This window comes from Methylobacterium mesophilicum (assembly GCF_036441335.1).
GTDB classification, from domain to species: Bacteria; Pseudomonadota; Alphaproteobacteria; order Rhizobiales; family Beijerinckiaceae; genus Methylobacterium; species Methylobacterium mesophilicum_B.
Genome location: NZ_MLBW01000001.1, coordinates 250,521 through 274,772, shown reverse-complemented (window position 1 = coordinate 274,772; position 24,252 = coordinate 250,521). Strand labels below are relative to the sequence as shown.

Genomic DNA, 24,252 nt, shown 5'->3' with positions numbered 1-24,252 from the left:
GTCTGACGGCTCCGAACGGGGAGGGGGATCGCCGGCCCGTCAGGCCCGGCCGGCGACCTGAAGGATGATGGCGGCGAGATCGCGCTGCATGCGCTCCGCGCCGTAGCGGGACAACGCCCGCTCGCGCGCGCGCGCTGTGCGTGCGGCGGAGGCGTCGGGATCGGCGAACAGCGTCGAGAGGGCCGCCGCGAGGCGGTCCGGCCGCCGCGGCGGCACCAGCGTCCCGGCCGCGCCGCCGTCGAGGATCTCCGCGGAGGCGCCGGCGTCGGTGGCGATGACCGGCACGCCGACCAGCATCGCCTCGACCAACGTGCGGCCGAACGGTTCGGGATCGACCGAGGGGTGCACGACCGCGTCGACCGCCCGCATCAGCCGGGGGACGTCGTCGCGCTGGCCGATGAACAGCACGCGCTCCGAGAGCCCGCGCCGCGCCGCGAGGTCGCGCAGATGGGCCGCGTAGGCGTCCTCGCCGAAGAGCGGCGCCCCCACCACGACGCAGCGCAGGCCGGGCAGGGCTGCCAGCGCCTCGATCAGGACGTCCTGCCCCTTCCACGGCGCGAGGCGGCTGAACACGCCGACGAGGGGGCCGTCCGGCAGGCCGAGTTCCGCGCGCAGGGCGGCGGCGGAGGACGGCTCCGGATCGACGTCGAGGCCGTTCGGCACGACCCGGATCAGGGACCGGCGGCCGCCGGCCTGGACGAAGGCCCGCGCGGCGGCCTCCGAGGGCACGATCACCCGGGCGGCGCAGAGATTGGCGAGCCGGATCTGAACGGCGCGCTGCGCCCGGCCGAAATGCGCCCCGTCGAGGATGTCGTGGAGGTGCCAGATCAGGGGACGCCCGGCGGCGCGGGCCGCCAGGGACGAGAGCAGGAAAGCCTTCTGCGAGTTGGCGTAGACCACGTCGCAGGACCGGGCCGCCCGGGCGATCTCCAGCGCCAGGGCGCCGAGCTGCCCCAGGACCGGCAGAGCGCTCAGCGGAGAGACGTCGCGCCGGAGCCCCGCCAGGGCCGACCGGCGGCGCGCGAGGCGGATCTCCAGGCCCTGGCCGCGCAGCGCCTCGGTGAGCGCGCCGTCCTCGAACAGGAAGGCGCTGGAGCCCGCCCAAGGCCGGACGGCGTCGCGGAGCACCAGTTCGGCCCCCGACATAATGCCGGTGTGGCTCACGAACAGGACCCGCGGCCGCGCGGCGACCCCGGATCGCGTACCCTGGGCCCGGTCGAGGGGGGCGCGCCCGGCGAGCGCGTCGGCAGGAAGCACTTCGGTCATCGGGCGCTCGCGGCCGTGCGGGAATCGGGCAGCGGCATCACGTCGTAGGTCGACTGGATCCCCGGGCGGACCATCGTCATGGCGATCCCGAGGACGCGTCCGCCGGCGCGGCGCAGGTTCGCCACGGTCTCGACCGTGTCGGAGAGCTGCGAGCGGCCGTAGCGGGCGCAGCAGAGGACGCCGTCGACGTGGCGCGCGAGCATCGGCGCGTCCATCAGGAGGCTGGTGGGCGGCGTGTCGAGGAGGACGAGGTCGTACCGGCGGCTCCACTTGAGGAAATCCGCCATCCGGTCGCCCATCAGGAGCTCCGTGGAGTCGGCGGTGGGCGTCCCGGCCGGGATGACGTCGAAGCGTCCGGCCTGGACCACGGCCTCGGCCGGGGCGATCTCGCCGCGGAGGACGCCGCCGAGGCCAGGGCCGCGGCCGAGCCCGAGGGAGGCCTCGAAGTTCGGCCGCCTCAGGTCGCACTCGACCACGAGGACCCGCCGGCCGCTCGCGGCGCCGATGGCCGCGAGCGCGAAGGCCGTGAACGACTTACCCTCCCGCGGCTTCGCCGAGGTCACCAGGATGACGCGGGACTTGCCGGCGCCCGCCAGAACGAGATGGGCGTGCAGGTTGCGCAGGACGTTCTGCATCACCGGGTCGACCCGCGCCCGCGCCAGGGCCTCCGCGAGGTCCAGCTCGCGCTGGCGCTCGGAGAAGCGGCCGACGAGGCCGGCGGGCTCCAGGCTCGGCAGCTGCGCGAAGACCGGGGCGCCCGTGCCGGCCATGAGCTGCGCCGAGGTGCGCACGCGCCGGTCGGTGTAGTCGCGCAGCAGCGCGGCGGCGGCGGCGAGCACGCCCGCCAGCACGATTCCGCCGGCCAGGAACGGCACGGCCTTGGGCGAGAACGGCTCCTGCGGCAGCTCGGCGAGGCTGACCAGCCGCGTGCTGCCGGTGAGGATGCGCCGCTCGGTTTCCAGCTCCCCCGCGCGCTTGACCAGATCGGCGTAGCGGGTGCGCTTGATCTCGGCGTTGCGCACCATGCCCTCGATCGAAGCCTCGTCGTCCATGGCGGCGGCGGCGTCCGTCTTCGCTGTCTCGAGCTGGGCGCGCAGCGACTTGGCGAGGGCGTTCGAGGCCTCGTAGGACTTGCGCAGGCCCTTGGCGACGTTGCCGATCTCCTGCTCGATCCGCCCGCGCAGGCTCGCCTGCTCGGTCTCGAGCGCCCGGATCACCGGATGGTTCGCGCCCAGCAGGGTGCTCTGGTTGGCGAGCTGCGCGCTGACGCCGCTGAGCTGCTGCTTCAGCGACACGATCGTCGAGCTCGCTAGGACGGCCGGGGCGCTGTCGGCGCCGCGGGCCCCCTTGGCTTCGATCTCGGAGAGCCGCGCGGCAGCGTCCGCCTTGGCGGTCTCGGCCGCGGCGAGCTGCTGGCTGATGCTGGTGAGCCGCTCCGCGCTGATCGGGGCCAGCGAGCCCTTCAGCAGGCCCTTGCGGCGCCGGAAGGTCTGGATCCGGGTCTCGTCGGCCCGGATCGAGGCGTCCAGCTGGCTGATCTCGGTGTGCAGCCAGTCGGCCGCCGCCTTGCGGCTCGAGGCCTGCGCCTCGCGCTGGTCGTCCAGGAAGGCGTTGATCAGGCCGTTGGCCATCGTCTGCGCCGTCTCGGGCAGCGGCGACTTGTAGCCGATGGTGATGATGCGCGAGCGGCCGGAGCTCAGGACCGAGTAGCGCTTCTGCAGATACTCGACGAGCGCGTTGCGGTCGGTCGTGAGCTTCGTGCAGGCGGCTTCCTTCTTCTCGCTGATCCGGTCGGGATGGCCGCCCGTGGCCGCGTAGCGGCACTCGGCGAGGACCGCGGCGACGAGGTTGTCGTCGATCGCGAGCCGCAGGAGCCGCGGCGAGCGGATCACCAGGATCTGACTCTCGATGTCGGCCGGGTCGCCGATCTTCTGGATCCAGGCCATGGAGGCGTTGTTGGCGCCCGGTTCCGCCTCGGCCACGATCACCGAGCCGCTCGCCACGTATTGCGGCTGGATCATCAGCAGGGCGGTGACGGCGAGGCCGAGGACCGTGGCGAACACCGCCGTGAACAGGTAGCGGCGATGCCAGATCCGCGAGAGGGCGGCGGCCAGCGGACCGCCCCGCGCCGGCTCCTGAGGGAGGGTGCGGACCGGCGCCCGGTCGGCCAGATCTACGGTCAGGAAGGACATGCGGCCCCCTCAGCCGACCGCTTCGAGGCGCGGCAGGATCCGCGGGCGCGTCTCGCAGGCAGCCCGGTGCAGGGCCATCTGCTCGTCGACGAAGGTCGCGAACCGGCTTCGGAACAGCTCGGCGGAGAACATCTCGGCCTGTGCCCAGCAGGCCTCGCGGGTGAAGTGGCTCTCCTGCAGCAGGAAGCGCTGGACGCATTCGGCGATCGCCTCGGGCTCGGCCGCGTCGAAGAACATGCCCGTGCGCTGCGGGCCGCGGGTCTGGACCGTCTCGCGGGCGCCACCGCGGCCCAGCGCGAGCACCGGCGTGCCCTCCGACGTGGCCTCGACCACGATGATCCCGAAATCCTCCTCGGCCGCGAAGATGAAGGCGCGCGCGGTGGCCATCAGGTGGCGCAGCTCCGCGTCGGGCACGAAGCCGGAGAACGACACGTTGGGCCCCGCGATTTCGCGCAGCCGCGCCGCGTCGGGCCCGGTGCCCGCCACGACCAGTTCGAGATCGGGGCGTAGCGCGAAGGCGCGGATCACCGCCTCGACGTTCTTGTACGGCACGAGCCGGCTGGCCACGAGGAAGTGGTTGCCGCGCGGTCCCTCGTAGCGCTGGCTCGGCAGCGTGATCGGCGGGTGGATGACCTCGGCGGTTCGGCCGTAGACCTTGTGGATGCGGCGGGCGACGAAGGCGGAGTTGGCCACGATCGCGTTGGGGCCGGCCGCCGTGCGGAAATCCCAGACGCGCATCCGGTGCAGGATCAGCCGCGCGAGCACGCTCTTCATGCCCGCGTCGCAGCCGCTCTCCCGCAGGTAGGTGTGCTGCATGTCCCAGGCGTAGCGCATGGGCGAGTGGATGTAGGAGACGTGGAGCTGGTCGGGCCCGGTGAGGACGCCCTTCGCCACCGCGTAGCTGCTCGAGATGACGAGATCGTAGGCGGACAGATCGAACTGCTCGATCGCGAGCGGCATCAGGGGCAGGTAGTTGCGGTGCCGCGTCCGCGCGAACGGCATGCGCTGGATGAAGCTCGTATGCGCCTGGCTGTAGCCCAGCCGCGCCCGGTCCGCCTCGGGCAGGAAGTCGAAGAGCGCGAAGACATCCGCGTCCGGATAGATCCGCAGCAGCTGCTCGAGAACACGCTCGGCGCCACCGACGATGTACAACCAGTCGTGAACAATCGCGACACGCATCACAGCTTCCTCGTCGGTGCGCCGGACGCTGGAACATGCATTCCGTCCTGCCCGTCCCGCCGCCGACAGCGAGCAGAGGCACACGCGAGAGAGTAATAGAGACGTGATCTCTAAAAAAGGGGTCACCGATCCGGCAACAGTCGAAAATAGAGCTCGTATAGGTCGAAAACGCGGTCTATAAACTTAATTTTTGTCAACAATTAACGTTAAACGAAGTGCGGATCTTCACCTGCCGTCTTCGCCTTCCAGGCTCGCGGGCGCCCGCCGCGGAGTGCCGGCAGACGGCCGAACGGGCTCCGGCCGCGCGGCCTACGAAGCGGCCGGAACGGTCAGGGGAGCGGGCGACGGTCGCCGCCGGAGCCGGCGCCGCAGGATCGCGATCACCGGCGTCTCGACGTACCGGAACAGCAGTTCGCCGACAGCGACCGCTGCCGGGAACGCGAGCGCGAAGATCAGAACGGCGCGCGCCAGGCCGGGCGCGACGGCGAGCGTGGCGATCTTGGCGGCGCTGTGCAGAAGCAGATTGTGGACGAGGTAGAAGGAATAGCTGGCGTTGCCCTGCGAGAACAGCCAGCGCGACCTCAGCACGATGCCGGCCCGTTCCAGCAGCAGCATCGCGCCCACGATCAGGACGGCCGCGGTCCCCCAGACCAGCGGGCGGGCGAAGCCCGACAGTTCCGGGCTGACGCCGAGCGCGTCGGTCACGATCTGTCCGCCGAGGATGAGCGCCAGGGCCGCCGCGAACGCCGCGCCGGCGACGCGCCGGACCGGGAAGCCCGCGGGCGGCGGCCCGAGCCGCGCATAGGCGTATCCCAGCCCGATGCCGGCGGCGAATTCGATGAGGATCGGCTTCGTGTAGTAGGCCCAGTAGAGGCCGGATGCCGGCAGCGATCCGAGCAGGATCAGCACCAGGAATATCGCGGCCGCGCCGAGGGCCCTCACGGCCGGCCTCGGCACCAGCAGCAGTCCCGCGAAGACCACGTAGAAGAACATCTCGTAGTTGAGGGTCCAGCCCACGGAGTTCAGCGGCTCGATGTAGCCGCCCCGCGAGAACGGCAGGAACAGCAGGGACTGCACGACGTAGTCCGGCCGGATCTCCACGATCCCGATGGGCTTCAGCCCGGTCAGGGCGATCGCCGTCAGCCCGAGCGTCACGAGCCAGTAGACCGGGACGACGCGCGACGCGCGGCGGAGCAGGAACGCCCCCGGGCTCTCGCGGCGCCCGCTCGTGCTGGCGAACATGATGAACCCGGACAGCACGAAGAACACGTCGACCCCGCTGGCGCCGAACGCGAGCAGGTCCGGTCGCGGCAGAACGGGGCCGATGTAGAGGCCGAAATGCGTGAGGAAGACGAGGTACGAGGCGACGGCGCGCAGGATTTGAAGGTTGTAGATCATCGCGCGCCGGCTGATCGCTGGGCCCGCCCGGGACGGGCGACGTCGTGCCCTTATGGCCGAGATGGCAGCGCCGCGTCACGATGAGTCCGGAATCGTCCTAAATGGCTCCCCCGCCGGACCCGAGATTTCGCCGGACATTTACACGCACGAGTTGCTAAATCCGGGAAATCTCTGGACGGATGATCACGAAAGCAAGAGCTGGAAAGTGATCGTAAAGGTGGCGCCGCCGAATATAGGCCGCCGGACGCAACCGGTTTCTGATTGCACGGTGCGCGACCCCGTCATGCCCTCAGCGGACCGCTATTTACTATTAATCAATAGATAATTTGACGGCGGGCCGATCTGTTCAATAGCGTCGTGACAACCGGAATAAGGAGTGCCGCCTTGGACATCGCACAAGACATCCGTGAGATTCTCGGTTCGAACGAAGCCTTCGCCGGCAAGGCCGACCAGCTCTCCGAGGATGACAGCCTGTTCGACCGCGGGCTCGATTCGTTCGGCTCGGTCCAGCTGATGCTGGGTCTCGAGGAGCGCTTCAACATCGAGTTCCCCGACGAGCTCCTGAACCGCAAGTCCTTCGCGTCGATCCGCGCGATCCGCGAGGCCGTCTCCACCCTGATCCAGCAGGAAGCCGCATGAGCACGCTCGCCGCGCGCACCGAGCGGGCCGCGGCGGTCGCGGCGCGCCACGCCGACGCTGTCGACCGCGAAGGCCGCTTCCCCGAGGAGGCCGTGGCCGCGATGAAGGCCGAGCGGTTGCTCGGTCTCCAGATCCCCGGGCAGTTCGGCGGCGAGGGGGCCGGGCTGGTCCAGATCGCCGAGGCGTGCAGCACGCTCGGGCAGGCCTGCAGCGCGGCCGCCATGGTCTTCGCGATGCACCACATCAAGGTGTCCAGCCTCGTGACCCACGGCCTCGACAGCCCGTGGCACGGTCGCCTGATGGAGCGCATCGCGCGGGAGCAGCTGCTGGTCGCCTCCTCGACCACCGAGGCCGGCATCGGCGGCGACCTGCGCAACAGCCTCTGCGCCGTGGAGACCACCGGCGAGGTCTTCGCCCTCGGCAAGGACGCGTCGGTGATCTCCTACGGCGCCAAGGCCGACCTGATCCTCGCCACGGCCCGGCGCCATGCCGACGCGGCGACGTCCGATCAGGTCCTCGTCGCGCTGATGGCCGACCAGATCTCTCTCGTTCGCACGGGGGACTGGGACACGCTCGGGATGCGCGGAACCTGCAGCGACGGCTTCCGCCTGGAGGCCCGGAACGTCCCGGTCGAGCAGATCCTGCCGAAGCCGTTCGCGGAGATCGCCGCCCAGTCGATGCTGGCCTCCTCGCACCTGCTGTGGAGCAGCGTCTGGTACGGCATCGCGACCTACGCGGTCGATCGCGCCCGCGCCTTCGTGCAGGCCGAGGCGCGGCGCCGGCCCGGGCAGGTGCCGCCGACCGCGACGCGCCTCGCCGAGGTGTCGAACGCGCACCAAGCCATGCGCGGCACCATCGTGTCGGCGCTCCGCCGCTTCGAGGACGCCCACGGGGACGCGGACACGATCGGCTCCGTCGGATTCTGCGTGATGCTCAACAACCTGAAGATCACCGTCTCCGACCTGGCGGTCGACATCGTGCGGCGGGCGCTCGCCATCGTCGGCCTCGCCGGCTACCGCAACGACACGCCGTACAGCCTCGGCCGGCCGCTGCGCGACGTCCTCTCCGCGCCGCTGATGATCGGCAACGACCGCATCCTCGCCAACACCGCCAAGCTCCTGCTCGTGCAGAAGGGCAGCGGCCAGCTCATGAGCGCGTGATGGAATCGATCTCCTCTCCTCCCGGCGACGTCCTGCGCGAGGACGAGCCGTCCGGCGGCCCGACCTTCCTCGACCGCCTGTTCGACCGCGGCCTGCTCGTCCGGACCGGCGTCGACGGCCTCTACGGCCGCAGCGGCGCCTTCGAGAGCGTCGTCGACGCCCTCGACCGGATGATCTCGCGCCTCGGGGCCGCCGAGGGGGCCGAGGTGCTGCGCTTCCCGCCGGCCATGAGCCGCCCGGCCTTCGAGCGCAGCGGCTACCTGAAGGGCTTCCCCAACCTCGCCGGCACCGTCCACAGCTTCTGCGGCGACGCGCGCGGCCACGCCGAGATCCTCGCCTGCCTGGAGGCCGGGACCGACTGGACCGGGCAGCAGGAAGCCACCGACATCGTGCTGACGCCCGCGGCCTGCTACCCGGTATACCCGGTCGCCGCCGCGCGGGGCGCGCTGCCGGCCGAGGGCCGCCTGTTCGACCTGCAATCCTACTGCTTCCGGCGCGAGCCGTCGCTGGAGCCGACCCGGATGCAGCTCTTCCGGATGCGCGAGTACGTGCGCATGGGAAGCCCCGAGCAGGTCCTGGCCTTCCGCGAGTCCTGGCTCGAGCGCGGCACGGCCATGATCCGCGACCTCGGTCTCCCCCTCGCGATCGACGCGGCCAACGACCCGTTCTTCGGCCGCGCCGGCCGGATGCTCGCCAACAACCAGCGGGCGCAGGGGCTGAAGTTCGAGCTGAATGTCCCGGTCAACAGCGTCGACAAGCCGACGGCCTGTCTCAGCTTCAACTATCACCAGGACCATTTCGGCAGCACCTGGGAGTTGCGCCAGGCCGACGGCGCGGTCGCCCACACGGCCTGCGTCGGTTTCGGCCTGGAGCGGATCACCCTGGCGCTCCTGCGCCACCACGGGCTCGATCTCGCCGCCTGGCCGGAGGCCGTGCGCGCCGAGCTGTGGGGCTGACGCGGTGACCGCTGCCCTGCGCCTGCCGGACGGTCTCGGAGCTGCGGGACCCTACGTCCCGCATCCGCTCCACGAGTCCGGCCGCGACTGGCCGGAGACGAACTGCTACGTCGACCTGTGGATCGAGCTCCTGCACGGCCGCGGCCTCGTCCCGGAGGCGATGCTGGGCTTCACGCTGCGGCAGGATTTCGAGGGCGACCAGTTCACCTTCTTCAAGCCGCCGACCGGCGATATCGAGCGTCTCTACGGCCTCGAGGTGCTGGAACTCGCGGTCTACGGCGGCCTCGAGAACCACGCCGTGATCCAGGCCGCGGCCGGCCGCCCGGTCCTGGTCGAAGTCGACGCGATCTACCTGCCGGACACCCAGGGGACCACCTACGGCCGCGAGCACGGCAAGACCACGATCGGCATCCTGGCGCTCGATCCGGCCGCGCAGGAACTCGACTATCTGCACAACGCGGGTCGCTTCCGGCTCTCCGGGACGGACTATGCCGGGATCTTCGGGCCGGCGACTCTGCCGCCCTACGCCGAGTTCGTGAAGACCGTCGCTCCGCCGCTCGGCACGGCGGAGCTGCCGGCCGTCGCGCGGGACCTGCTCGTCCGGCATCGCGCCCGGGCCCCCCGGCGCAACCCGGTTCTGGCATTCCGCGACGCCCTCGCGGCGACGGCCGGGGACTTGGTCGTCCGTCCGCTCAGCGTGTTCCACGCCTACGCCTTCAACACCACGCGCCAACTCGGCGCCAATTTCGAGATGCTCGCGAGCCATCTCGCGTGGCTCGAGGCGCGGGACATGGGCGGGTTCGCGCCCGCCGCCGCGGCCGCCGCGGACCTGAGCCGCGAGGCCAAGGCCTTCCAGTTCCAGCTCGCCCGCGCCTTCCACCGCCGCTCGGCCGAGGGCCTGGCGCCGCGCCTCGACCGGCTCGCGGCGACCTACGACCGCGTCTTCGCGGATCTCGACCGCGCGCTCGACCGCCGCGACGCCGCCGGGCGCCTGCGCGGGCCCCGGCGATCTCGACGGGATCACCGACTGGATCGCCGCCGAGGTTCCCGGTACGGCCGCCGCCGCCCTGCGGGCGGCCGGACGCTGGAGCGAGGCGGCGCCGGAGCCGATCAACGACCGCGACGTCTGGTATCGGACCCGCATCACAGGTGGCGGGCGGGCCCGGCTGCGCTTCGCGGGCCTCGCCACGCGCGCCGAGATCTGGCTCGACGGGGTCCCGGTCCTGTGCGCGCGCTCGATGTTCGAGGAGCACACCGTCGACGTGGACCTCGGCGGCGCCTCCGACCTCGCGCTGTGCTTCCGCGCGCTCCGTGCGGAGCTCGACCGTCCGGCCAAGCGCGGGCGCTGGCGGCCGCGGATGATCACACCCGGGTCGCTGCGCCATGCGCGCACGAGCGTCCTCGGCTTCATGCCGGGCTGGTGTCCCGAGATCGATCTCGTCGGGCCCTACCGTCCGCTGACCGTCGAGCCGGTCCGCCCCCGCGCGAGCGCCGCGGAGGTGCGCGCGATCCGCGACGGCGATATCGGTCGCCTGGATGTGCGCCTGCGGGTCGACGCGCCGGTCGCCACCGTGATCCTCCGGTGCGGCGACGGCGAAGCCCCGCTCGCCGAGGTCGAGCCCGGCGTGTTCGCGGGCGCGCTGGCTCTGCCCGGCATCGCGCCCTGGTGGCCGCATACCCACGGCGTGCCGAACCTCCACCCGGTGGAGGTCCGCGTCGACGGTGCCTGCGTCGACTTGGGCCGCGTCGGCTTCCGGACCCTGTCGCTCGCGCGGCCCTTCGAGGAGGGACTGTCGCTGGTCGTGAACGGCGTGCCGGTCTTCTGTCGGGGCGCCGTCTGGACCCCGCCGGACCTCGTCGGGCTGGGCACGGGCGGCACCGAGACCCTGCTCCGGCTGGCGCGCGAGGCCGGCATGAACATGCTGCGCGTCCCGGGGACGACGCTCTATCCGACGCCGGATTTCTACGATCTCTGCGACGAGCTCGGCATCCTGGTCTGGCAGGACCTGATGCTCGCCAACTTCGACTACCCGCACGCCGATCCGGCCTTCGCGGCCGCGCTCGACCGCGAGCTGACCGGATTCCTCGACCGGACCCAGACCGCGCCGTCGCTCGGCGTGGTCTGCGGCGGCAGCGAGGTCTGGCAGCAGGCGGCGATGCTCGGCGCGCCGCGCGCCGTCTGGGCCGACACCTTCTGCACGCTGACCCTGCCGCAGCGCGTGTCGGAGCGGCGCCCCGATCTCGTCGTCGTGCCGAACTCGCCCTCCGGCGGCGACCTGCCGTTCTCGCCGCGCGGGGGTTGCACGCACTATTTCGGCGTCGGCGCCTATCGACGGCCCCTGGAAGATGCCCGCCGGGCCGAGGTCGGCTTCGCCAGCGAGTGCCTCGCCTTCGCCAACCCGCCCGAACCCGGCACGCCGGGCCCGACCGGACCGGCCGACCCGCTCTGGCCGGCCGGCATCCCGCGGGACCGCGGCGCCGACTGGGACTTCGAGACGGTGCGCGACCACTACGTCGGCGCGCTCTACGGCGTCGATCCGGCGACGCTGCGCGCCGAAGACCCGGACCGCTACCTCGAGCTCGGCCGCGCCGCGGTGGCCGAGGTCATGGAGGCGACCTTCGCCGAGTGGCGCCGGCCGCGCTCGCCGACGGCCGGCGGGCTCGTGCTGATGCTGCGCGACCTCGCGCCGGGCGCCGGCTGGGGTGTGGTCGACTGGACGCAGAATCCGAAATCCGCCTGGTACGCGCTGAAGCGTGCCTTCCGCCCGGTCCAGGTGCTCCTCACCGACGAGGGTCTCGACGGCCTGCACGTCCACGTCCTGAACGAGACGGCCGCGCCGCGGGCGCTGACCCTGACGCTGACGTTCTGCGAGGCCGGAGGCCGCGTCGCCGCGCGCGCCGAGCGCGACCTCCTGGCCGGTCCGCGGGCGGCGCTCACGCTCACCGCCGCCGCACTGCTCGGCCGCTTCTTCGACGCCACCGACAGCTACCGGTTCGGGCCCCGGATCCACGATCTCGCGCACGCGCGGCTGAGCGAGGCCGACGGGCGCGTGATCGCCGAGAGCTTCCACATTCTTGATGCAGGGCCGCTCGATCGATCCGCCGTCGGCCTCCGGGCCGAGCCGGTGGCGAACGGGGCTGGGTGGGGTCTGCGGATCAGCACCGAGCGCTTCGCCCGCGGCGTCCAGGTGCTGGCTCCCGGCGCGCGGCCGGAGGACAACGGCTTCCATCTCGCGCCGGGAGCGAGCCGGATCATCACCTTCGCGGAGGCCGGCCGGCTCCCGCGCGGACGCGTGCGGGCGATCAACAGCGACGAGATCGTGGAATTCGGTCATGACGGGTGAGGGCGGATCCGAGGCCGCGGTGCCGGTGACGTTCGACGGGCTGTTCGGGTGGCTCCATCCGGCGGCCGGGACGCGGGGCGTGGTCCTCTGCGGCGCCTACGGCTTCGAGCAGATGGCCGCGCATCGGCCCTGGCGCGCCCTGGCCGAGGGCCTCGCCGCGGCGGGTTGCCCGACGCTGCGCTTCGACTACCCGGGGGAGGGCGACTCGGCCGATCCCGGCGAGATGCGCGTCGCTGGCTGCGTCGCGGCGGTCGGGCAGGCCGTCCGGTTCCTGCGCGCGACGGCCGGCGTCACCGAGATCGTGGTGGTCGGCCTGCGTCTCGGCGCGACCTTCGCGGCGCTCGCCGGCCGGAACGAGGCCGTGGATCGCCTCGTCCTGCTGGCGCCGGTCACGACCGGGCGCGCCTATCTGCGCGAGATGCGGCTGCGGGCGCAGACGATCGGCCGGCTGCCGGACGGGTCCGCCCCGGCACAGGAGCCGGACAGCCTCACCGTCGGCGGCTTCCGCATGGAGGCGGCGTTCCTCGCCGATCTCGCCGACCTGAACCTGACACGGCTCGAGCACGCGCCCGCCGGCCACGCCCTGCTCCTGGCGCCTGACATCAAGGCGCTGGCCGCCCGCCTCGGCGCTCTCCGCTGCGACGTGGTGACGGCACCGTTCCCGGGTCTCGCGGCGCTCGTCGCCGACCCGATCTTCTCCGATGTCCCGGCGGCGGACTTCGCCCGCGTGATCGGCTTCGCGACCGACGGCATGCCGGCCGCGGCGCCGCGACGCCGCGGCATGATCGCCACCGACGCGCTCCCGAACGGTCTCAGCGGTCCGGGCTGGGCCGAGGCGCCGGTCCGCTTCGGGCGCGGCCTGCGCGGCATCCGGTGCCGGCCGGACCGGGCGGAGCGCGCGGCGCCGACGATCCTGTTCGTCTCGACCGGGATGAGCGTGCGTTCCGGCTGGGGGCGCCAGACCACGGACCTCGCCCGGCGCCTCGCCGCGGAGGGGATCGCGTCGCTCCGGTTCGACCTGCTGGGCATCGGCGACAGCGACGACCGAGCGGACGGCCGCAAGCCGCTCTTCGCCGCGGACGGTTTCGCCGACGTCGCGGCGGCCGTCGATCAGGTCGCCGGCACGGGCGGCCCGATCCTTCTGGTGGGCGGGTGCAGCGGCGCCTACGCGGCCTTTCACGCCCTGTGTCGGGACCGCAGGGTCGACGGGGCGCTCCTACTCAACCTCTACTGCTTCGACTGGGATCCGGATCAGGATCTCGATCAGGTCATCCGGCAGACCTTCGGGAGCGCGTCCACCTACGCGGCCCTCCTCAGGCGGGGCGCGACGTGGCGGCGGCTGATCCGCGGCGAGATCCGGATCGCCGCGATCGCCGCCGTCCTCGCCCGGCGCGGGATCGACGCCGCGATCCGCCGGATCCGCCGGGCTGTTCGCCCCGGTCCGCCCGGCGGCTCGCCNCGGCCCTCGCCCTCGCGGCGGGTGCCCTGACGGCCGGCCGCGCCGCCGCGGCCGAGCCGCTGCACCGCTGCGAGGCGCTGATCGACTCGATCGGCGTCAACGTGCATCTCGGCCATCGCGGCAGTCCCTACGTCGACCGGTTCGCCGCCTGCGCTCAGGCCCTCGACGAACTCGGGATCCGCCACCTGCGCGACGACATCGTGCTCGTCGGCGACGAGCCGGCCGGGCAGTTCGAGCGCATCGTCGATCTGGCCGACCGCGGCTACCGGTTCAGCCTGGTCTTCTACGACGGGCTCACCCCGGGGCCGCGCGTCCCCCCGGAGCGCTTCTCGGAGATCGCGGGCTGGGCCGGCGACGGGCTCCTCGTAGCGGAGGGCGGCAACGAGCCGCCGGTGGCGGCCCGACCGGGCCTCGCGCGGCTCTCGGCCGACCATCAGGCGGCCCTGTTCCGCGCGGTCCGGGCGGACGCCCGGGCCGGGGCCGTCCGCGTGGCCGGGCCGAGCTATATCCAGGGCAACGTCGCGGCGGCGCAGAACCTCGCGGCGGTCGTCGACCTCGCCAACATCCACGCCTATCCGGGGGCCGAGCATCCGGAAACCGACGGTGGCGGCAGCCTCGCGCGCTTCGTGACGGCCGCGCGCCCGGTCTTCGGTGACGCGCCGGTGATCGCGACCGAGAACGGCTACCACACGGCGCTCGCCACCGGCAGCGCGCACCTGCCGATCTCGCCCGGCCTGCGCGCCCGCTACCTCCCGCGGATGCTGCTCTGGAGCTACCTGCAGGGTGTGCGGCGGACCTACCTGTACGAGCTGATCTCCAGCTTCGATCGCGGCGACGCGGATCCGGAGAGCCGCTTCGGCCTTCTCGCCCATGATGGCCGTCCCACGCCCGCCTTCGCGGCGGTGCGCAACCTCGTCCGGCTGTTCGGCGCCCCCGCCGGGGAGGTCGCCGCCGTTCCGGCCGACCGCGACGTCACCCTCGCCGGCCCCGTTCCCGATCTCGTCACCGCGCGGTTCGCGCGGCGGGACGGGGCGACCCTCGTCCCGATCTGGCTCGGCCTGGATGGCTGGGACCGGCGCAGCCGGGCGAACCGGCCGGACGTGCCGGCGCGGACCGCCGAGTTCCGCCTGTCCCGGCAGCCCCGACGGGTGCGCCTCCACCGCTTCGACGACGACGGCGCCGTGAGCGCGGTGGATCTCCCCGCGGACAGGCGGGTGCCGGTCCCGGTGACGGACCGCCTCGGCGTCGTCGAGTTGACCTAGGGCGAGCGACCGCACGGCCCGTCCCGAGACCCGCCTGAACTCCGAACCACGCGGAGGCCGCGTCCATGCTGAGCTACCTGGGTGACAAGTTCGTCGGCCTGACCCTGGCGGTCCTGAACGCGCTCGCGCCGCTCGAAGTCCACGTCGACAAGGGCGTTCCGTACGCCGACGGCAGCGCGCACCGGGCCGACATCTACCGGCCTGCCGGGGGCAAGCCGCGCCCGGTCGCCGTGTTCCTGTACGGCGGCGGCTGGCGGACCGGGTCCAAGGACGAGGTCGCCTATGTCGGCGCCGCCTTCGCGCGGCGGGGTGTCGTCGCGGTCATCCCCGAGTACCGCCACGTCCCGGCGGCGACCCTCCCGGACATCCTGGCCGACAACGCCGCCGCCGTCGCCTGGACCGTCAAGCACGCGGCCGAGTACGGGGGCGATCCCGCGCGCGTCACCGTGGTGGGGCATTCCTCCGGGGCCTGGGCCGCCGCGATGCTGGGTCTCGACCCGACCTGGCTGGAGCGGGCCGGCTCCAGTCCCGCCAAGCTCGCCGGGATCGTCGGGCTGGCCGGTCCCTACGCGACGTCGGCGCTGAACGACCCGCTGGATCGCCAAGTGTTCGTCGGCAGCGACCCGGCCCTCCAGCCGGTCAACCAGGCGACGGAGTCCCACCCGCCGATGCTGCTGGCCACCGGCGCGGCGGATCTCGACGTCAACCCCGCCGGAACCCTGGCGCTCGACCGCGCGCTCCGGGGCTTCGAAGGCAAGGAGACCGTGAAGGTCTATCCCGGTCTCGGCCACGGACAGATCGTCCACGCGATGAGCTTCCCGTTCAGCCTCCGGTACTCGGTCGCCGACGACGTCGCGCGGTTCATCAAGGGCGCCCGTGCCGGTCCGTGAGGCGACGCGCGCGATCTCGGGGACCGGCGCGTCCCGCGCCGATCCCCGCCGCCCGCACCCGGCCGAGCCGTGGCCTCAGTGGTAGCCCGTCGCGCCCGCCGCGACCTTGCCGCGGAACAGCCAGTAGACGTAGGCCGTGTAGGCCAGGACCATCGGCACCAGGACCACCGCGCCGGCCAGCAGGAACGCCTGGCTGCTCGGGTGGGTCGCCGCGTCCCAGATCGAGATCGCCGGCGGCACGATCATCGGCCAGAGGCTGATCCCCAGCCCGACATACGACATCAGGAACAGGCCCAGGGCACAGAGGAACGGCGACACCTCGGCCCGTCGATCGAGCGCGACGAAGAAGCGCCACGCCAGCAGCGCCACCAGGGCCGGGACCGGCGCGGCGAGGGCGATGTTCGGCCAGGACAGCCAGCGCGCCCGGAACGCCCCGCTCAGGATCGGCATCGCGGCCGAGACGGCCACGATGGCCGCCAGGGTGACGAAACCGAGCCGGCGCGCGAGCCGGTAGGCCCGGAGCTGGAGCTCGCCCTCCGTCTTCCAGATCAGCCAGCAGGCGCCGAGCAGGCCGTAGCCGGCCACCAGGGCGGCCCCGGTCAGCACCGAGAACGGCGTCAGCCAGTCCCACCAGCCCCCCGCGTAGGCGCGACCCTCGACCCGGATGCCCTGGACCAGGGCGCCGAGGCAGATGCCCTGGCAGAAGGTCGCCACGTAGCTGCCCCACGAGAAGGCCCGGTCCCAGCTCCGCTGGCTCGCTGGGGAGGCCGCGCGGAACCGCATCTCGAAGGCGACGCCGCGGAAGACCAGCGCGAGGAGCATCAGGATCAACGGCATGTAGAGCGCCGGCAGGATCGTGGCGTAGGCGAGCGGGAACACCGCGAACAGACCGCCGCCGCCCAGGATCAGCCAGGTCTCGTTGCCGTCCCAGACCGGCGCGACGGTGTTGACCATGACGTCCCGGTCCGCCTTGCCGCGCACCGCGGGGAACAGGATGCCGACCCCGAGATCGAAGCCGTCCATCACCACGTAGAGGAAGACCGCGGTGGCGATGAGGAGCGCCCAGATGAGCGTGAGATCGAGGACCATCGGGACTACTCCGCGGGCTGCGCGAGGGGGCGGCCGGCACTCGGCGCGCCGGTGACGAGGGCGGGGGCGGGCGTGATGCCGGCTGTGCGGATCGGCTGGCCGGGCGGCGGCCCGGGCTCGCGGGCGTGCGGCGCTTGGTTGAACAGGTGCAGCAGGTACCAGATGCCCGCGCCGAACACCGCGAGGTAGACCGCCGCGAACGCCGCCAGCGAGGCGGCCACCGCCGGGGCCGCCACCGGCGACACGCTGTCGACGGTGCGCAGCGCGCCGTAGACGGTGAAGGGCTGACGGCCGGCCTCCGTCACCGTCCAGCCGGCCGTCACGGCGATCAGGCCCGACGGTCCCATGCCGACGGCGAAGCGGTGCAGCCAGGCGGTGTCGTAGAGCCGCCCCTGTCGGCGCAGCCACAGCGCGGCGAGGCCGAGGGCGATCATCAGCAGCCCGAGGCCGACCATGACCCGGAACGACCAGAACACCAGGGGGAGGTTGGTCGGCCAGAGGTCGCGCGGCATGTCGCTGAGCCCGCGGACCTCGCCGTCGAGATCGTGGGTCAGGTAGAGGCTGGCGAGCCCGGGAATGCCGATCCGGTCCCGCACCACGCCCGCCTCGGCGTCCGGCCAGCCGAACAGGATCGCGGGGGCCCGGCGCTCCGTCCGGAAATGCCCCTCCATGGCGGCGACCTTGGCGGGCTGGTGCGCGTAGGAATTGCCGCCGTGCAGGTCGCCGATCACCAGCTGGGCCGGGGCCACCGCGGCGGCCATCCACATGGCCATCGAGAACATCAGCCGGGCCCGGGGATTGGCTCGGTCGCGCAGCAGGTGCCACGCGCCCACGGCGCCGACGATCATCGCGGTGGTGAGGTAGGCGCCGGTGACCGTGTGGGCGAAGCGGTAGGGGAAGGACGGGTTGAAGACGATCGCCCACCAGTCGGCGGGGTTGAAGCGGCCGTCCGGCGCGACGACGTGGCCGGCGGGCGTCTGCATCCAGGAATTGGCCGACAGGATCCAGAACGCGGAGGTCAGGGTACCGACGGCGACGAGGCAGGTCGCGAGGAAGTGCAGTCCCTTGCCGACCCGCTCCAGGCCGAACAGCATGACGCCGAGGAAGCCGGCCTCCAGGAAGAAGGCCGTGAGCACCTCGTAGCCGAGCAGCGGCCCGAGCACCGGCGCCGTCCGATCGGCGAAGACCGACCAGTTGGTGCCGAACTGGTAGCTCATGACCAGGCCGGACACGACGCCCATCGCGAAGGCGACCGCGAAGATGCGCAGCCAGTAGCGGTAGGTGTCCAGATAGACGGCCTTCCCGGTGCGCAGCCAGAAGCCCTCCAGCACGGCGAGATAGCTCGCGAGCCCGATGGTGAAGGCCGGGAACAGGAAATGCCAGACGACGGTGAGCGCGAATTGGGCTCGCGCGAGATTGACTGCGCTCGGCAGCTCGAGGGCGGACATCGCGGTCTCCAGGGGGACGGACGCGGCAGCTCTGCCGCGGGCCGACCGGAGGCGCCTTGATTCAGCTCAAGGCCCGCGCCGCGGATCCGGCGGTTTCGGGGCGATTGCGCTGGATCAAGGTCGACCGCCGCGCGTCAGGCCAGGGTGGCGCCACGGGGCCCGCTGACGGCTCGCGCGGAGACACCCATGACCTACGCCAACATCCTGGTCGCGGTGGATTTCGCCGAGGCGACGCCCGACCGTGTCCGACTCGCGGCCGCGCTGGCGCGCCGCTTCGATGCGACGCTCACCGGCGCCGCCGCCGCCGAGGTGCCGGCGCCGCTCTTCGCCCACGACATCCGCGACGCACAGGCGCAGTACGAGCGCGCGAAGGTGACGATCCTGCAGGAACTGGAGCGCGCGGAGGCCGTCTTCGCCCGCTGCGCCGGCGCGGCGCCCCGGACCGTGTGGTCCGGCGGCACGGATCGCCCGTTCGCCCATCTCGTCGACAAGGGCCGCGCCGCCGACCTGATCGTGATCGGCGGTACCGGCGAGACCGAGATCGATCCGAGCCCGTTCGGCGTGGCGGTCGCGCCCGTGCTGATGGAGGCGGGGCGCCCCGTCCTGGTCGTCCCGCAGCAGCATGCCGGGGAACCGGGTCGCCGTATCGTCGTGGCGTGGAAGGATACGCCGGAGGCGCGCCGCGCCGTGTCGGGCGCCCTGCCGCTCGTGCGCTCCGCCGAGCACGTCTTCGTCGTGACCACCGGTCCGGGCGCCCGCCTCGAGGGGGCCGACGAGGTCTCGGACCATCTCAGATTGCACGGCGCGACGGTCACGACCCACCTGCTGACCACGGCGGTGAGCGACGGGGAGGAGATCCTGCGCTTCGCCCGCGACCAGCAGGCCGACCTGATCGTCATGGGCGCCTACGGCCACTCGCGACTGCGGGAGTGGGCTTTCGGGGGCGCCACCCGTGACGTGCTGCGGGCGGCCAGTCTCTGCAGCCTGATGGCGCACTGACCGGCCGAGCCGGCGGGGTCTAGCGGGCGAAATGGGTCGTCGACATCCGGTCCGTGACGAGTTCGGACGGCACCCAGTCGTAGTGCGGGACGGGCTCCCGGCGGATCAGCGCGAGGGCGTCGTCGATCGCGCGACGGCCCTGGGCGGCGGCGTCCTGGTGGATCGTCACGGCGAGACGCTTGTCCTGCATCGCCTGCATGCCGTCGGCGGTGGCATCCGCACCGCCGATGAGGATCCGGCCCGCCGGGATCCCGGCCGCCTCGAGCGCCTCGGCGGCGCCGATCGCCATCTCGTCGCTTCCGGCCGCGATCGCATCGATGCCGATGCCTCGCGCGAGCCACCCGGCGACGGTGGCCCGCGCCGACGCGCGGCTCGAATCCGACGTCGTCTCCGCGACGAGACGGAGGCCCGGATTCTCCGCCAGGACCTCCCTGGCGCCCCTGTTGCGGAGAACCGATCCGGGATCGGAGGCATCGCCCGCGACGAGGGCGACCCGACCGGTCCCGCCGAGCATCTGGGCGAGCTTGCGCATCTGCAGACGTCCGGCGACGAGGTCGTTCGGCACGACGTGGACGACGCGTCCCGTGAGCCACTCGGCCCGCGGACCCTGGCCGATGAGAACCAGCGGGATGTCGGCTTCCTGGGCCAAGCGGATGATCGCTTCGCGTGCCGGGAGGTCGACCGGCAGCACCACGAGCGCGTCCACCGACGCGGCGATCGAGCGCCGCGCTTGCGCGATCTGCACGTCGCCAGCCCCGTCGGGCGCGTCGGCGACCGGTGCCTCCACGCCGCGCGCCCGCGCCTGCTCGGCGAGGCCGTCGTGCAGGTGCCGGGCAGCGGCCACCGGCGTCAGCACCGCGATGGTGGCGGCGGCGGACGGCGTCGCCCAAGCCGCGAGGGCGAGGACCAGCGCGCCCCTTCGGAGCGATCCGCCAAGGAAGCAGCGGGCCCGATCCGTCGAGGTCATGAAGGCTGTTCCAGCCCGCGGTCCGGGCGCCACGGTTCAGGCCGCACGGAGATCCTCCAGAAGCCCTGCAATCGCCTCGCCGAGACGCCCGGCGTCCTGCGTCAGACCGTCGGCCGCGGTGAGAACGGCGCTCGCCGGATCGGCCGCCTCGGTCCCGGTGACGTCGCCAGCGAGGTCGGCGCAGAACCGCGCTGCCCCGTCGGCCGTCTCAGCGATGGTCTGCACGATCGCCCCCGCGGCTGCGCCCTGATGCGCCACGGCATCGGCGATGGCATGCGCCGCGCGGCGCATGTCCTCGACCCGGGCCGCGATCCCCGCGATCGCCGACACCGCCTCGGCGGTCGAGCCGCGGATCGCGGAGACGTGCTGGCCGATGACCTCGGTGGCCTGACTGGTCTGCGCGGCCAGCGCCTTCACCTCGGACGCGACCACGGCGAAGCCGCGGCCCGCGTTGCCGGCCCGGGCGGCCTCGATGGTGGCGTTGAGGGCCAGCAGATTCGTCTGGGCGGCGATCCTGGCGACGATGCGGACCGCGTCGCCGATCCGGTCGACGGCGCCGCTGAGCGCCTGAACGCGGGCGGTCGCGTGGGCGGCGTCCGCCGCCGTGCTTCCCGCCAGGGCCGCGGTGCCCTCGGCCCGCGCGCCGACCTCGTCGACCGCGGCGCCGAGCGCCCCGGCAGTGACGGCGATCCGCTCGACATCGGATCGCACCTGCGCGGGCGCGGCGCCCGCCGCTGCCGAGCGACGCGTCCTCTCCCGCATCGCCCGGCCGACGCCGTCGGCCGCGCCCCGCAGCGCCACCGCGGTGGATGCCACCGTCTCGACGATGCCGCCGACCGCGGTCTCGACCCGTCCCGCGGCATGGTCGACCGCGATACGCCGCCGCTCGACCTGATGGCGCACCTGATCGGCGTCCGCGTCCCGCCGCCGGGCCTGCCGCAGAGCGTCCTGAACGGCCCTCGCCGCGGCGACCATGACGCTGAGTTCGGCGAATGACGCCGTCTCGGGAACCGCGACGACGCGATCACGGTCGGTCAGTCGCTGCATGCCGGACGCCAGCGCGGTCATCGGCTGCGCGACGTGGCGCAGGGCGAGCCGCACCAGGCCCAGGGCAGCGAGGGCAGCGCCCGACAGAGCGGTCGCGAGTCCCACCCAATAGGTCGCGTAGGCGGTCTCGGCGGCGCCGACCTGCGCGGCGACCTCCGCGTCGCGCGCGGCCAGGACCGCGTCGGCGGCCTGCGTGAAGGCCGCCGCCTCGGCCTGTAGCCCGTTCGTGACGACCCGGTCGGCGAGATCGCGTTCCCCGGCTCGGTCGAGGGCGGCCACCTCGGCGTCCACGGCGAGGAAATGCTGCCAGGCGTCCCACAGCGCTCGCGCGAGCGCACGCTCATCCGCAGTCCTGACGATCGGCGCATAGGCAGTCCAGGCCTCGTTGAAGGCCTCGTGGACCTTCGTCTCCCGGTCGATGGCGTCGCGACGCGCCGCGTCGGTCGATGCGGCGTGCGCCAGATGGTCGAGAGCACGGATCTCCTGGCTCAGCTGCTTCATGGTGCCGACGAGCCTGACCGCCCTGGCCTCCGCTGCCAGAGATCGGCCCGAAGCGTCGAGCGCGACGATCTGAAACGCTGATACGCACCCAACTCCGATCGGGAAGCAGAACATCAGAGCTGCGAAGCCGATCACGATCGTCCGAAACTGCAGATCGGAGCACTTTATGATCCGAAAATCGAAAGACACCGGAGCCTCTGCCTGAGGCGTAACCTCGACGACGAGCTTAATCCTTGCCGCACGAGAAGACAATCGCTCCGGTGCGACGAGAATTCCAATGCTGATGAATGCTGTACGATGAGCGTCGATGGTGTGCCGCGATATATTTTATATCCGCAATTTCTATCGTCGAACGACGCTCGGCGACGGAGATACTTGCTCGATGAGAGAAATATTGGGGTGAAACGCGGACCGGTGGGGCGACGACGTTGGAGCGGCTGCCCACCGGCTGGCACGCGCCGGCGCACCGTCACTGCTGGCCATTCGGAAGAAGGGCGCGTCGGCCGCGCGCGAACGCGTCAGGGTGGGTGCCTCAGACCGGAACGGCACCTGTCGCGAGCCGCGATCTCGTATTGCCGTGTCGGACAGCGCGCGTTCGCCCGCGCCGCGGTCGATGACGCGCGGTCGTGGCCCGTCAGACCGCCGCGCGAGCAACCGCTCGGTCGCCGCGCGCATTGCGGATCGCCGCCGGTCTGACGCCCGCGGCCGGCGCCGTGCCCCGGCGCGGTGACGGGAGGGTCAGAGCGGCTTGGCCTGCTGGGCGCGCATCCATAACAGGCCGGCGATGCCCATCCAGGGGCATACGAACACGATGAAGGCGACCAGCCCCATGACGACCTCCCGGCAGAAAGCGACGGACCTCAGGAAACGCTCGGGGTTTTCGACGGATCCCGTTCGACCGATACGGCGCGGGCCTGACGCGCCATGGCGATCAGCTCGGAGGCCGTGAGACCGCGATGGGGCGGCGGCTCGGGAAAGTCGGCCAGAGCCGGCGAACGCGGTGCCGGCGGGAGGGCGGCCGCGCGCCCGGGCCAGAGCCGTTTCAGCCGTCCTGCCTTCCGCAAGCTTCGTTCCGCCACGCATATCACTCCCGCGCATCGAGTCCGGAACGGGTAGGCGAGGCCTCCGGATAGGGTTAGCCGGGCCGGAACAAGGGTCGGACGCGGGCCCGGCGTGGGGCGTATGCGAGCCCCCCTGGGCAGGCGCGTTCGTCGCCCTACCGCTCGCCTTCTCGCGACGCCCGGCGGCCGCGCCGCCCTGGACCCGATCGGATGCCGGCCTCGGGATCCGCTCCGGACCGGTACACGGTCACCGCCGGACCCCGCCGGCGCGGGTGTCGTCGCTCCGTTGACCGCGAAGAGTTCGATCCCCACACCTCTCCGTCGATCGCGACGAGCGATCACGGAGGCGCGACCTCCGGATCGACGGGACCGACCGCGCCGGAGATCGTGGCGGCGTGGGATCCGCTCGCGGTCGCGAGAGGAACGAGCGCGGCGAACCGCTGCCCTTACCGTCGAGCCGGCCGCCGGCAGACGACGATGTCCGCGGCGGCGCGTGGTCCGGTGAGCCGCTCTCGCGGCGGCTGTCGCCGCGCGCTTGAGCAAAAATCCCCGGTCTGTGATGCTGGGGCAGGTTTTCGGCACGTTATCTGAGCTAGACGGAACCTCACGGCTTTCGGCGCTGAGAGAGCGAACATGGCAGAGCCTGAAGCGGCGGTCGCGCGCGTGGCGCAGCTCGAAGCGGACAACGCCCGCCTGCGCCGCCTCCTGGACGAGTCGGGAACGCCGGACGGTCTGCGCCACGGCCTGCGCGACACGTTGGCGATGCTGCGCGCCGTCCTGCGCCTCTCTGCCGAGACCGCCGAGACCGTCGACGGCTACGCGACGCACCTCGAGGGGCGGCTCGACGCCATCGCGCGCGTGCGGGTCGCGGCCGACACCTTCGGCGAAGTCAGCCTGCACTCGCTGATCTCCGACGAGCTGATGGTCCACCTGATCCGCGAGGGCGAGCAGGCGACCCTGGAGGGCCCGACCGTGCGTCTCAGGCCGAAGGCCGCGCAGCTGATGGCGCTGGCGGTCCACGAGCTCTGCAGCAACGCGATCGAGCACGGCGTCTTCGGTCTGTCGAAGGGCGGTGTCGACGTCACCTGGGTCGTCGCGGGCGACGGCCAGAGCGCGGGCGACGGCCAGAGCGCGGGCGGCAACCTGACGCTCGTCTGGAAGGAGACAGGCGGCGCGGGCGTCACGCAGCCGAGTCGGCGCGGCTTCGGCACGCAGGTGCTCACCGAGATGTTGAGCTACGAGCTGCGCGCGACCGTCGCGCTCGCCTTCGAGCCCGACGGCCTGCGCTGCACGGTCACCTGCCCGCTCATCCCGCGGATCGGGCGCCTCGTCGCGGACGCGCGCGCGGACGAGGGCGGGGAGCCGGGCTGATCCGATAGCCCGCGCCGGATCGCC

Annotated in this window: 17 protein-coding genes and 1 pseudogene; 10 read left to right on the top strand and 8 right to left on the bottom strand. The window is 72.5% G+C overall.

What is annotated here, in order from left to right; all coding sequences use genetic code 11:
* Nucleotides 1-39: 39 nt before the first annotated feature.
* From MMR14E_RS01260 to MMR14E_RS01245, 4 genes are all read right to left on the bottom strand, one after another.
* Complete coding sequence (locus MMR14E_RS01260; protein WP_331312443.1) at nt 40-1,266, bottom strand: glycosyltransferase; 1,227 nt, start codon at nt 1,264-1,266, stop codon at nt 40-42.
* Nucleotides 1,263-3,458 carry a polysaccharide biosynthesis tyrosine autokinase gene (locus MMR14E_RS01255; RefSeq protein WP_331312442.1) on the bottom strand — a complete coding sequence of 732 codons (2,196 nt, stop codon included), beginning with the start codon at nt 3,456-3,458 and terminating at the stop codon, nt 1,263-1,265. Before MMR14E_RS01255 ends, MMR14E_RS01260 begins: the two co-directional genes overlap by 4 nt.
* Nucleotides 3,459-3,467: 9 nt before the next feature.
* Nucleotides 3,468-4,637, bottom strand: a complete 1,170-nt coding sequence (locus MMR14E_RS01250; RefSeq protein ID WP_331312441.1) for a glycosyltransferase — start codon at nt 4,635-4,637, stop codon at nt 3,468-3,470.
* A gap of 309 nt (nt 4,638-4,946) precedes the next feature.
* The gene (locus tag MMR14E_RS01245; protein ID WP_331312440.1) at nt 4,947-6,035 is read right to left on the bottom strand and encodes an acyltransferase; all 1,089 of its coding nucleotides are present in this window, start codon (nt 6,033-6,035) and stop codon (nt 4,947-4,949) included.
* A gap of 390 nt (nt 6,036-6,425) precedes the next feature.
* On the opposite strand from MMR14E_RS01245, the gene MMR14E_RS01240 reads away from it, so the two are divergent.
* From MMR14E_RS01240 to MMR14E_RS01205, 8 genes and pseudogenes are all read left to right on the top strand, one after another.
* The gene (locus MMR14E_RS01240; protein ID WP_331312492.1) at nt 6,426-6,674 is read left to right on the top strand and encodes an acyl carrier protein; all 249 of its coding nucleotides are present in this window, start codon (nt 6,426-6,428) and stop codon (nt 6,672-6,674) included.
* Entirely contained in the window at nt 6,671-7,834 is a 1,164-nt protein-coding gene (locus MMR14E_RS01235) for an acyl-CoA dehydrogenase family protein (protein ID WP_331312439.1), read from the top strand. Before MMR14E_RS01240 ends, MMR14E_RS01235 begins: the two co-directional genes overlap by 4 nt.
* A complete protein-coding gene (locus MMR14E_RS01230) occupies nt 7,834-8,790 on the top strand; it encodes an amino acid--[acyl-carrier-protein] ligase (RefSeq protein WP_331312438.1) in 957 nt (318 codons plus the stop codon). Before MMR14E_RS01235 ends, MMR14E_RS01230 begins: the two co-directional genes overlap by 1 nt.
* 4 nt (nt 8,791-8,794) lie before the next feature.
* Nucleotides 8,795-9,757: pseudogene (locus tag MMR14E_RS01225) on the top strand (DUF1839 family protein); the annotation flags it as partial.
* A complete protein-coding gene (locus MMR14E_RS01220; protein WP_419539278.1) occupies nt 9,741-12,134 on the top strand; it encodes a glycosyl hydrolase 2 galactose-binding domain-containing protein in 2,394 nt (797 codons plus the stop codon). The pseudogene MMR14E_RS01225 and the gene MMR14E_RS01220, both read left to right, overlap by 17 nt.
* The gene (locus tag MMR14E_RS01215; RefSeq protein ID WP_331312436.1) at nt 12,124-13,623 is read left to right on the top strand and encodes an alpha/beta fold hydrolase; all 1,500 of its coding nucleotides are present in this window, start codon (nt 12,124-12,126) and stop codon (nt 13,621-13,623) included. The genes MMR14E_RS01220 and MMR14E_RS01215 overlap by 11 nt, the downstream gene beginning before the upstream one ends.
* Nucleotides 13,624-13,694: 71 nt before the next feature.
* Entirely contained in the window at nt 13,695-14,855 is a 1,161-nt protein-coding gene (locus tag MMR14E_RS01210; protein ID WP_331312435.1) for a hypothetical protein, read from the top strand.
* 65 nt (nt 14,856-14,920) lie between these two features.
* Complete coding sequence (locus tag MMR14E_RS01205) at nt 14,921-15,745, top strand: alpha/beta hydrolase (RefSeq protein ID WP_331312434.1); 825 nt, start codon at nt 14,921-14,923, stop codon at nt 15,743-15,745.
* A 75-nt stretch (nt 15,746-15,820) separates the two neighbouring features.
* Here MMR14E_RS01205 and cydB read toward each other — a convergent pair whose 3' ends face one another.
* Complete coding sequence (cydB, locus tag MMR14E_RS01200) at nt 15,821-16,834, bottom strand: cytochrome d ubiquinol oxidase subunit II (RefSeq protein WP_331312433.1); 1,014 nt, start codon at nt 16,832-16,834, stop codon at nt 15,821-15,823.
* Nucleotides 16,835-16,839: 5 nt separating this feature from the next.
* On the bottom strand, nt 16,840-18,282 hold the full coding sequence (locus MMR14E_RS01195; protein WP_331312432.1) for a cytochrome ubiquinol oxidase subunit I: 1,443 nt from the start codon (nt 18,280-18,282) through the stop codon (nt 16,840-16,842).
* Between the two features lie 186 nt (nt 18,283-18,468).
* Here MMR14E_RS01195 and MMR14E_RS01190 point away from each other — a divergent pair, with 186 nt between their 5' ends.
* Nucleotides 18,469-19,281 (top strand): universal stress protein, encoded by an 813-nt coding sequence (locus MMR14E_RS01190; RefSeq protein ID WP_331312431.1) that lies wholly within the window; start codon nt 18,469-18,471, stop codon nt 19,279-19,281.
* A 19-nt stretch (nt 19,282-19,300) separates the two neighbouring features.
* Here MMR14E_RS01190 and MMR14E_RS01185 read toward each other — a convergent pair whose 3' ends face one another.
* Together MMR14E_RS01185 and MMR14E_RS01180 are read right to left on the bottom strand one after the other, a co-directional pair.
* Nucleotides 19,301-20,248, bottom strand: a complete 948-nt coding sequence (locus tag MMR14E_RS01185; RefSeq protein WP_331312430.1) for a substrate-binding domain-containing protein — start codon at nt 20,246-20,248, stop codon at nt 19,301-19,303.
* A 36-nt stretch (nt 20,249-20,284) separates the two neighbouring features.
* Entirely contained in the window at nt 20,285-21,796 is a 1,512-nt protein-coding gene (locus tag MMR14E_RS01180; protein WP_419539275.1) for a methyl-accepting chemotaxis protein, read from the bottom strand.
* Nucleotides 21,797-23,490: 1,694 nt separating this feature from the next.
* Here MMR14E_RS01180 and MMR14E_RS01175 point away from each other — a divergent pair.
* Nucleotides 23,491-24,228 (top strand): HWE histidine kinase domain-containing protein, encoded by a 738-nt coding sequence (locus MMR14E_RS01175; protein WP_331312428.1) that lies wholly within the window; start codon nt 23,491-23,493, stop codon nt 24,226-24,228.
* Nucleotides 24,229-24,252 lie beyond the last annotated feature (24 nt).